General features: G+C 43.0%; 7 protein-coding genes, 1 tRNA gene and 1 pseudogene. 6 read left to right on the forward strand and 3 right to left on the reverse strand.

Features of this window, described 5'->3' with window-relative positions:
• From NJ959_RS18365 to NJ959_RS18380, 4 genes and pseudogenes are all read left to right on the forward strand, one after another.
• Positions 1–231, forward strand: a pseudogene (locus NJ959_RS18365) (hypothetical protein); the annotation flags it as partial.
• Between the two features lie 37 nt (positions 232–268).
• Positions 269–421: a hypothetical protein gene (locus NJ959_RS18370; RefSeq protein WP_254013189.1), complete on the forward strand. Its 153-nt coding sequence runs from the start codon at positions 269–271 to the stop codon at positions 419–421.
• A 133-nt stretch (positions 422–554) separates the two neighbouring features.
• A complete protein-coding gene (locus NJ959_RS18375) occupies positions 555–2,102 on the forward strand; it encodes a tetratricopeptide repeat protein (protein ID WP_254013190.1) in 1,548 nt (515 codons plus the stop codon).
• A gap of 10 nt (positions 2,103–2,112) precedes the next feature.
• Entirely contained in the window at positions 2,113–4,128 is a 2,016-nt protein-coding gene (locus tag NJ959_RS18380; RefSeq protein WP_254013191.1) for a tetratricopeptide repeat protein, read from the forward strand.
• Positions 4,129–4,248: 120 nt separating this feature from the next.
• Here NJ959_RS18380 and NJ959_RS18385 read toward each other — a convergent pair whose 3' ends face one another.
• A complete protein-coding gene (locus NJ959_RS18385) occupies positions 4,249–4,872 on the reverse strand; it encodes a Uma2 family endonuclease (protein ID WP_254013192.1) in 624 nt (207 codons plus the stop codon).
• Between the two features lie 245 nt (positions 4,873–5,117).
• Positions 5,118–5,190 (reverse strand) — tRNA-Ile (locus NJ959_RS18390).
• Between the two features lie 241 nt (positions 5,191–5,431).
• Between NJ959_RS18390 and NJ959_RS18395 the strand changes: the two genes are divergently transcribed.
• The gene (locus NJ959_RS18395; RefSeq protein ID WP_254013193.1) at positions 5,432–6,166 is read left to right on the forward strand and encodes a hypothetical protein; all 735 of its coding nucleotides are present in this window, start codon (positions 5,432–5,434) and stop codon (positions 6,164–6,166) included.
• Positions 6,167–6,438: 272 nt separating this feature from the next.
• The gene (locus NJ959_RS18400) at positions 6,439–7,860 is read left to right on the forward strand and encodes a hemolysin family protein (protein WP_254013194.1); all 1,422 of its coding nucleotides are present in this window, start codon (positions 6,439–6,441) and stop codon (positions 7,858–7,860) included.
• 497 nt (positions 7,861–8,357) lie between these two features.
• Here the strand turns inward: NJ959_RS18400 and glgP are convergent, their stop codons facing one another.
• The gene (gene glgP, locus NJ959_RS18405) at positions 8,358–10,919 is read right to left on the reverse strand and encodes an alpha-glucan family phosphorylase (RefSeq protein WP_254013195.1); all 2,562 of its coding nucleotides are present in this window, start codon (positions 10,917–10,919) and stop codon (positions 8,358–8,360) included.
• Positions 10,920–11,032 lie beyond the last annotated feature (113 nt).

The raw sequence follows: 11,032 nt of genomic DNA on the forward strand, positions 1-11,032 counted from the left end.
TTTTGTAATGTAGAAGAATGGACAAAAGCAGTTAGAATTGTTGCTTATCGTTTACATACTGCTGAAAATAAAAAATTACATAAACAGCTTGATACTTGGGGTTACTATTTTCAACAAATTAAACTTTACAAAAATATTATCTGCTCTCTACAACCTCGCTATCAGCTATGCTTGCATTCAGGACTGGCAACAAGCACTCATCCATATTTTACGGAGCCTTGCTATTTTTGAACGCCTTCAACTGCCGGATGCCCAAGATGCTGTCAACATGGTCTGGAGGCTTATCCAAACTACAGAATTGGATGTCCAGGATATTGAAGCAGCATTAGCTGAGATTGCAGAGTTAGATGGCGATTCCGTTGCAGAACAAATAGCAACCTGTTTAGCTGAAACAGATTCGGACGTGATTGATGCTAGCTAACCAACCCAGTTGGTCATTTCCAAGAAAATCTAAAATTAGATTGTCTTGTATAATCAATGGTTAATTTAATTAGTAAAATACTTAATATAGTATTTTACTAAGGCAATAAATGCCACAATAATTAGATAAATTTATGAGTAAAAATGATGAGTTAAATACCAAAGGAAAACTGGCTTCACAAGAAAGTAATATTATACCTTCCGGTGAGTCAGTTTTGGCTGAACTTGGTATTGAACAAGCAACTTTAAAACTGATTACCCCAAAATGGAAACGTACTCAATACAGAGCAGTCATTAACTGGCTGACCAAATACAAACCTCAGCCAGATTCACCTACCTTAGAACAATTACGCGGCTGTCTAGAAGCATTCCACCACCTTTGCGCCGTTGATGCCTGGGAAAAAGCCGCTAACTTAATTAGGAGAGGAGTCCCTGTTATAAATTCGACAGATCCTCTCAATAGTTCGGAAAATATTTATTTAGAGGAAGCGCTGCACAGTCAACTCGGTGATTTTGGCTACTACCGAGAACAAATAAATCTGTGCAGCCAAATTATCGGAAAAGTTAATGATGAAGTTGATGATATTTGCTTAAATAGTTTAGGTTTAGCACATCGCGCTTTAGGCAACTATCAGAAAGCTATTGAGTGCCATCAACAACAGTTAGCGATCGCCCCCGAACCCGAATCTCAAGAAATTGCCCTGACTAATCTCGGCAATATTTATGGTTCTTTGGGACAATACCAAGTTGCTATCGAGCTTTACCAACAAGCCTTGGCTATTTCCATTACTCTATCTAATGAAAAAGGTCAAGCCAAACTCCTGGGAAACCTTGGTGTTATCCACCGATTACAAGGAGATTACGAGCCAGCTAGTGAATATCACCAACAACAGTTACAAATCGTCTACAAAATTGGCGATCGCAAAGGAATAGCTAATGCCCTTGAAAATTTGGGTATTGTTTACTACTTCTTGAGAGACTACCAGAAAGCTGCTGAAAATATGCAAGGTAGTTTATCAATTGCTAGAGAATTTGGTAATAAAAGATGTGAAGCGAGTACGCTAGGCAGTTTGGGCAATGTCTATTTTTCTTTGCATAACCACTCGTTAGCCAGGGATTTATATCAGCAGCAGCTAGAACTTTCTCACGAAATCGGCTATTTAGAAGGAGAAGAAACAGCGCTAGGAAATTTAGGTGTAGTTTGTAATTCCACGGAACAATACGAGACAGCTATTAAATATTACGAACGAGGATTAGCGATCGCCCGTAACATAGGCGATAGAGAAGGTGAGTCATATGCACTCAGTAATTTAGGCAATACTTATACTTATTTAGAGCAATATGAGACAGCAATTGAATACCACAAACAAAGCTTAGGAATTGCCGCTGGGATTGGCGATAAATGGGCAGCAGGAGCAGCAATCCATAATTTAAGCGATACCTACCGCTTGCTCAAAAAGTTCGATCTAGCAGCATTATTAGGAATGCGAAGTTTGTATATATTTGCCTGCATACAATCCCCTGAAGTAGAAACAGCCATGATAACTCTCAGTAAAATAGCGCTGGAAATTGGTATAGACGAATATGCTGAGTTAATAGAGGAGCAATTACACGTCATTGAGCAAGAAGAAAGCGGCGAACAAGCAGTAGCAGGGTTAAGAGAATTACTTTTTGATAATTAATTGAAAAACAATGAGCTACCTTACTAAACCAGAAACTAAAGAATTAAAAATCACTAATGAAGTTAACATCACTCCCCCTGGTGATTCAATCCTGTCCTATCTTGGTATCGAGTCAGCCACTATTAAGTCTATCAAACCAGTGACTAAACGTACCCAGTACAGAGCCGTTATCAATTGGCTAACTAAAAAATATCAACCCAGGAATGACTCCAATCTCGAAAAAGTCCGCTGCTATTTAGAAGCATTTCACCACCTCTGCGAAATAGAAGTTTGGAAAAGAGCTAGCGAAATTCTGTTTGTTAATCTTAATACACCCACAAAGGAGCAGTTACACAATCAACTCTATACCTGGGGCTATTATCAAGAGCCGCTAGACTTATACAGACGAATTATTCACAAGCTCAATTCTCGAATAGACGCTATCATTTTCAACAATAGCGGTAATTCTTATCTTACCTTTGGTGACTTGGAAAAAGCAATTGAATACTATCATCACAGTTTAACTATAGCCCAACAGATTGGCGATTCCTTACTAGAAAGTCAGTGTTTAGGAAATCTTGGACTAGCTCATCGAGGTAGCGGTAACTCAGGTAAAGCAATAGATTATCACCAACGCAGCCTAGCCATCGCTCAACAAATAGGAAATCGCCAACAAGAGGCAGGATGCTTGAGAAGTTTGGGAGAAGCTTACTTCGATTTGGTCAACTATAAGCAAGCCAGAAGCTGTTTTGAACAAGCATTGAGCCTTGCCCAAGAAGTTGGCGACTATCAAGAAGAAGGTCAAACTTTGGGAAATTTAGGGAAGCTCAATTTGATTGTAGGTAAACCAGATCGAGCGATTGAGTATTATCAGAGAAGTTTGGCGATCGCGCGGCAAATCGGCGCTCGTCAAGATGAAGAATCTGCGCTGGGAAGTTTGGGCAATCTTTATATCCTGTTAGGACAGTATCCCCAAGCTGTTCAGTATTTAGAAGAAAGCCTAACGATTGCGAAAGAAATCGGTTCTCGTCGGGGTCAAGAAAGCAATCTGGAGGCTCTGGGGAGTGCTTATCATCGCCAAGGAGACTACGATCGAGCGATCGCATACTACCAAGAAAGTCTCAAGATTGCACGGCAAATTCAAGATCGCTTTTGGGAGAGCAAGGCGATCCGAAGCCTGGGTAATCTTTACTCAATCTTAGAAAACCACGACAGCGCAATCCAATACTATAAGCAAAGCTTAAACATCTCCCAACAAATCGAAGATCGTCCCGGGCAAGAAGCTGCTCTAGCGCACCTTGGAACCTTATATGCTGAATTAGACGATCCGGTTAAAGCGATCGAGTGTTTTCAGCAGAGTTTGGCAATTTCACGGGAACTCAATGACCTTCAGGCACAAGGAGAGTATCTCGAAGATTTAGGTGAAGCCTACTATGCGCTAGAAGACTATGCCGCTGCTATTAATTACTTTAAACAGAGCTTGGCAATTAGACAGGAAATTAACGATCTCCAGGGACAAGCAGAAGTCTTATGTAACTTGGGTCTAGCTTACGAAGCGATCGAGGAATATACTCAAGCGATCGATTGTTACGAAGAAAGTTTAGCCACAGCCGAGGCAATTGACGATTCCTTACTCAAAGCTAATGCGCTCTCAAATCTGGGTGATGCTAACTACGCTTTGGAAAATTATACCAAAGCGGTTGAATGCTACCAACAGAGTCTGATATTGAAGCAAAAACTTCAAGATATTCAGGGAGAAGCGATCGCTTTAGGCAACTTGGGGGCTGCATACCACACTCTAGGAGACAATATTAATGCGCTCAATTACCAACAGCAAAGTCTGGCAATTTCTAGGGAAATAGAAGATCTTCCGATGGAAGCAACCACCCTTTGTAATATGGGATCGACACTGACAGAACTAGAGCGGTATTCAGAAGCTCGCGATGCCTTGCAGCAAGCGCTCAAGATTTGTCGCAACATTGGCGATCGTTCTACAATGGAGGAGGTGCTATTAAGGTTGGCAGATATCCCTGAAAACAGCTCATGACTGGGCAATTTCGGAAAAATTTGTCAAGATATAAAGTGAGAGACACTTTTTCCAGAAATTTCGTATGCCTTGCGCGGTTATCCTTACCGCTTTTATTAATACTTGGGGATAAAAATCTCACTACATCTGACCCTGAAAAATCTGTTCTACTGTCAACTCTAACTCAGGAAAAACGGCAGAAATAATTCTCTCACTCCCAGCAAATACCGACTCAACATACTCCCCCGACTCCAATCGCAACACCATTACCCGTTCTTCTGCCGGATCGATTATCCAATATTCGGGAATACCGATAGCCGCATACTGTTTACGCTTGCGATTATAATCGCGATCGCCCTTGGCGCTGCGCTCCGCGCAATCGCGACCAACTTTACCTGGACTAACCACCTCAGCTACTAGTCGCGGCGGTGGCATATCCAGAGTAATAGTTAACCGTTTGTTCATCAAAGTTAAATGTTCTTCCCTGAGAACTACTACATCGGGGTAGCGATTAGCCGCATCTTTAGATTGTAAAACGGGTACTTGAACTTCGCAAGTGTGTATGTTGACCAACTTAAGTGGCACAATTCCCTGACTAACAATAACAAACAGCAAAAATCGGGCGATAAAGTCATTTTCTGGTGATTCTGGAGCGAAGGGTACTAACTCCCCATCAATAAGTTCATAACGGTAGTCGGTTTCGTCTTCATAGTTGAGATATTCTTCAAAGGTGAATTTTTTTTTGTGCGTTTGGATTTGAACCATGGAGATCGCCTGCTGCTAGCTATCTTTATATTACAATAGAAACTATCGCGTCTCAAAGATCGGGAGTTGGACTTAGTACTAAATTCCTTCACTATATCAAGCAGTTTGCGATCGCGTCTCGTGGATGCCTGCGGATGTCAATTCTTACCCCCAATGTTCCAGAGTTGCCATTAGGGTTGGTAGCATTAGCTGAGATCGCCAATCGCCTACTCTTGATTAGTCTTAAAATAGAACTATTGTACTAATCCAGGGTGCAGGAGTTGAACCTGCCTTGGGCGAATTATGAGTTCGCTGCCTCAACCGCTCGGCCAACCCTGGTTGTCTGATTATTATTTTAAGCTGATTTAGGTAAAATCTGGACAACTGATGGAAAAATCCAGATCTCGACCTCGCCTTTCAGAGAAAAGAGAGATACAGGCTATCCTATTTCCCTATTTTCCCATAAATTGAGTTTGTGACAGCTCGTGAGTCAGTTCCAGGTAATCGAAAAATGTTAACATTGACTTTTTTAGCTTACATGCTATAAGAGAACCACTAGACAGAGTAACTTAAACAGCGGATGAAATTCAACTCGACTGTAGCACTGACGTTAATTCTCCTGGCAATGATGCTAGGTGCCGGTTTTGTCAGTTCAATGTGGGGATTCACTATTGGTCATGAAGCCCTCAAAGGCATTACTCAGCCGGATGTTCGCCCCACCAAGAAGTTAGTCAACGATCAGCAAGGAGCTTCTCCGGGTAACGAAGGGGTAGCTATGTTACGGGAAGCTGAGATTCTGGCTAACGTTAATGCCTATATCAAGGGCAAGGGTAACGAGGTGAAGACTGATAATAATTCAGCCAAGGATAGCCAAGACGAGTCAACACCCAAAAGTAGTCCCTCTGACAATGAGTCACCTAATGCTGATGCCCCTAGCCCAGACGGAACGTTGGCGAGTACCAATTCCCTAAATTTGCCGATCAAAAGTCAGGATAAAGGAGTCACTTTGGAGGTTACTTCCACTAGCGTACAGGGCGGTTCTTTATTGTTGAATGTTAGTTTAAAAAACGAGGGTTCTGATTCTGTAAGGTTCCTTTACAGTTTTTTGAATGTTACTGACGATAAGGGACGCGCTCTCAGCGCGATTACCGAAGGCTTACCCGGAGAATTGCCAGCGAATGGCTCTGGATTTTCGGGTACTGTGAGTATCCCAACTGCGTTGCTTGATGATGCTAAAGCACTATCCTTGACGCTGACAGATTATCCCGATCAAAAACTCAAGTTGAAAATGTCGGAAATTCCTGTAACGAGATAAGCCGCAACAAATTATGCAGAAATGAAAATGTATTTAATGAAGTGGTTTGATCGGTCCTTTTACCATCGCAAATGGGGAACCGAAAACCGAATCATTTTTGTAAGGTTAGTCGCATTTATAGCAGATTCTAGGTCTATGAAGTACACCTCAGAAACCCGGTTTCTCTGCACCGAACATACCTGAAAATTACTGCTAGTGTATCTCATAACAGCGGTAACCGCTGTAGTAAAGTCTAAACTCCTGAACTTTTTTATTCTGAACTTTTTTATTGTATGGTTGCCCACCTAATGGTTTTCCTAACAGTCAGTGGGGCTACTACCCTCACAGGTAGAGATATTCTCTTGCGATTATTATCAGTATTTCTCCTAATTACAATTAACGCCTTTTTTGTCGCGGCTGAATTTTCTATGGTTTCGGTGCGACGCTCCCGTATTAATCAATTAGTTGAAGCGGGTGATATTCAAGCAAGAACTGTTCAATCATTGCAACAAAGTATTGACCGCCTCCTTTCTACAACGCAGTTGGGTATTACCCTTTCTAGTTTGGCATTGGGTTGGATTGGTGAGAATACGATGGCGGTTTTGGTAGCATATTTACTCAGCAAACTACCTCTATCACCAGAGCAAGGACAGGCAATTTCCCATTTGCTAGCAATCCCTGTCGCATTTTTTCTGATTGCTTATTTCCAAATTGTATTAGGGGAACTTTGTCCCAAATCGGTAGCTTTGCTTTACTCAGAAGAGTTGGCAAGATTTCTTGGTCCTCCTAGTATTGCGATCGCACGGTTTTTTAATCCGTTTATTTGGATTTTAAACCAATCGACTCGCTGGCTCCTACGGCTTGTGGGTATTAAATATACAGGTCAAAGCTGGTATAACCAAGTTACACCAGAAGAGTTACAGCTTATTATCACCACGGAACGGGAGTCTAGTGGACTAGAAGCGGAAGAAAGAGAACTCCTCAATAATGTATTTGAGTTTGGTGAGGTTTTGGCATCAGAAGTGATGATACGTCGCACTAGCATTACGGCTATTTCCACTACTGCAACTTTGCAAACAATCCTTACGGAAATTGCTCAGACTCAGCACTCTCGCTATCCCGTTATTGGGGAATCCTTAGATGATATTCGGGGCATTATTTCCTTTAAGGAGTTAGCAGAGCCTTTATCTCAAGGGCATCTTTCCCTAGAAACAACTATCGATTTGTGGATTCGTCCCGCTCGGTTTGTCCCAGAAGGAATGCCCCTGAGCGAACTATTGCCATTGATGCAGCGATCGCACTTAGCTATGGTTATAGTTGTCGATGAGTTTGGTGGTACTGCTGGGTTAGTCACGCTCAAAGATTTGGTGGCTGAAATTATTGGCGATAATCCTAAACCAGAGAGTACAGATAAGTCACCGATCAAAATTATCGACGAGCGGACTTTTCTGGTACAAGCCCAAATGAATTTACAGGAAGTTAATGAAGTTTTGGAGTTAAATTTACCGATAATTGATGAATATCAAACATTGGGAGGATTTGTCCTCTATAAGTTTCAGAAAATTCCGCAAAAAGGTGAAATTTTATACTATGATAATCTTGAGTTAACTGTTGTATCTGCTCAAGGTCCGCGACTGGATCAAATTCGCATCCATCGGCAAATTGTCGAACATTTTTTGAGCGTTAGCGAAGCAGCTCCTTTGGGGCATCGCTAGTCTCACTAGTTAGGGCTTGCTGAATAAGATCGAAAGCCTTGATAAATAAGGATTTAAGGCTTTTTTGGCTCTAGACAAGTGCAAGAATTTTGAACTAGGGTAGTTCAAAATTCTTGCACTTTTGGGAAACTGAGCCAAAAAATAAGCTCGTATTTCCCCCCTGCCCCCTGCCCCCAGGGGCTGTTTCATTCTCAAGTTTTACGACAGATTGAAATCTGTCGCTACACAGACAAAACCTGCCTTCGCAGGTTAGCAAGTTTTGCATTAGCTTATTAACAAATAAGTTGAACCGCCGAAGGGCGGTTTAGCCTGTGTAGCAACAGGTTTTAACCTGTTGCTGTGGGAGAATGAAACAGCCCTGCCTGCCCAACTGCCTCTTTGAAGCCGAGCCAAAAACTTATTCAGCAAGCCCTAGTTATTGCCTAACAAGGGGCATATGCCCCGCATATGCCCCTTGTTAATTATTGTTGCTTGTTCCTTCTAAAAGGGCGAGTAACCTAAGCCCAAAGCACTAATCCTGGCTCATAAGGGCTTGAGAGATTATCGTGTTTAGGTAACACGCGCAACGACAAACCCTGCAAACCACTAGCACTATAGTTCACATCAGCAGTATAAATACTACATTTGTGTGCATCTGTCCCTTGGTAATCCATCACCACAGTCTCGGCATCAACAATTTGTCCATTGCCATTAACAGATCCCTTATAGAGTTCAACCTGGACATCATCAGCCGTTAATCCGGCTAAATTAATCCGAGTTTTCACCGGAATGGATTGGTTAACTACCAAATCATTTGGGGCAGCGATATCAACATCCTCAATTTTAATGTCGAACCAATGTTCAAACAGTCGCTCCTTCCATGAGGCTAAATCCTTTGCAGGCTTATAAGTACCCTCAGTCATGGCCAAATAACGTTCATGGGCTGGGAAATAGCCATTCATAGCATAATCCCGCAGCATCCGCGATGTGTTGAACATAGGGCAATTGAGACGAATCGCGTCTTTCATCTTCGCCACCCAACCGCGAGGAATCTTTTCTTGATCGCGATCGTAGAATAAGGATACTACTTCCTGCTCCAGTAAATCGTAGAGCGAATTAGCTTCCACCTCATCCTCATAATCAGGATTATCATATTCTTCACCGTGACCAATTGGCCAACCAGTCCGAACATAATCCGCCTCATCCCACCAGCCATCGAGGATACTCAAATTCATTACCCCATTCATGGCTGCCTTCATCCCAGAAGTACCCGATGCTTCACGAGGGCGGCGGGGGGTATTTAACCAAATATCGCAGCCAGAAACCATTAAACGGGCAATGTGGATGTCGTAGTTGGGAACGAAAACCACGCGATCGCCAATTCCAGCTTCTCGAATAGTATGGATAATTTGGCGGATTAACTCTTTGCCCGGTGTATCCTTGGGATGGGCTTTCCCAGAAATGACAAACTGTACTTGTCGCTCCTTATTCCCTGTCATAATCTTTTTGATCCGTTCCATATCCCGCAGGAATAAATTAGCTCGCTTGTAGGTAGCAAACCGACGAGCAAAACCAATCGTTAAAATGCTAGGATCGAGGACTTCACGGGCTTTTTCCAGTTCTGCTGGGGTAGCACCGCGATCGCGCAAATGAAACTGTAAGCGCTCCCGCACTGACATTACCATCTCAGAACGACAAGCTTGGTGATTGCGCCATAATTCTTCATCTGGGATAGACGAGATACGTTCCCAGAGGGGATCTTCTGGTCCTTTATCTGACCAAGATGGACCAAGATAGCGATCGTATAATTCTTGATTAGACTTAGCTACTACACTGCGAGCATGGACACCATTGGTAATAGAAGTAATCGGTACTTCATTCATGGGGAGATTCGGCCACAACCCATGAAACATCTCCCGCGAGACTTGTCCGTGCAAGGCACTCACACCATTAGTCAAGCTAGCAGTTTTCAGTGCTAAGGCTGCCATACTAAAGGGAGATTGCAAATCTCCAGTATTTTCTCGTCCTAGGGCTAAGAATTCCTCTTTAGTTAAGCCGAATATGCCAGCATAGTGACCGACATAGTACATTGCCTTATCGGGTGGGAATAAGTCAAACCCAGCAGATACAGGAGTATGAGTGGTGAAAATTTGAGTGGCTAGGGCTACCTGTTTGGCTTCAGCAAAGCTCAATCCATCTTCCTGGATCAGCAATCGAATCCGCTCTAAAATTAAAAAGGCGGAGTGACCCTCATTGAGATGAAAGACAGTGGGTTTAATGCCCAAAGCTTTTAAGGCTCTTACCCCACCAATACCTAACATAATCTCCTGATGAATCCGCATATCCAAGTCACCACCGTAGAGTTCATCGGTGATATCGTGGTCGTAGGGACCATTAGGTTCAATGTTAGTGTCGAGTAAGTATAGGGAAACAGTTCCCACTTGCACTCGCCAAATCCGAGCATAGACAGTACGACCAGGATAGTCTACAGAAATGCGCATCTCCGAACCATCAGGATTTCGCTCTAGATGGAGAGGCATATTATAGAAATCATTGATGGGATAGCGCTCCTGTTGCCAACCATCAGCATTGAGGTACTGAGCAAAGTAACCTTCTTGGTAAAGTAATCCTACTGCAACTAGGGGTAATCCCAAGTCAGAGGCAGATTTTAAGTGGTCACCTGCGAGGACTCCCAAGCCACCGGAGTAAATTGGTAAGCAATGGGTGAGGCCATATTCAGCACAGAAATAGGCATAACATTCATTAGTGTCACCTTTGCCGCGATTTTTGCGATACCAGGTTCGCTCTTTGAGGTAGTCATCTAACTGCCTTGAGGCTCGTTCCATTTGCGCGATAAAGCCTTCATCTTCCGCCACTTCAGCCAATCTTGCTTGACTGATGGTACTCAGGAGCAAGACAGGATTATGACGGCTCGACTCCCACAAATCCCGATCCAAGCGTCGGAATAGATCTTTGGTTTCGACATTCCAATCCCAATGTAGGTTATAAGCCAGCTTTCGCAAGGGTTCTAGCGATGGCGGCAACTGAGCAGAGACGTTAAAGGTGCGAATTGGCTGCATAGAGCGACAAAATTACAAGTCTTACTGACGGATCATATTGTGTACTCAGTTAGGCATTATAGGTGACACATTTAATACTCTTTTAGCGACATTGCTCTGCTATGGGCTGGGGG

The sequence above is a fragment of the Limnofasciculus baicalensis BBK-W-15 genome (assembly GCF_024178385.1).
GTDB lineage: Bacteria > Cyanobacteriota > Cyanobacteriia > Cyanobacteriales > Coleofasciculaceae > Limnofasciculus > Limnofasciculus baicalensis.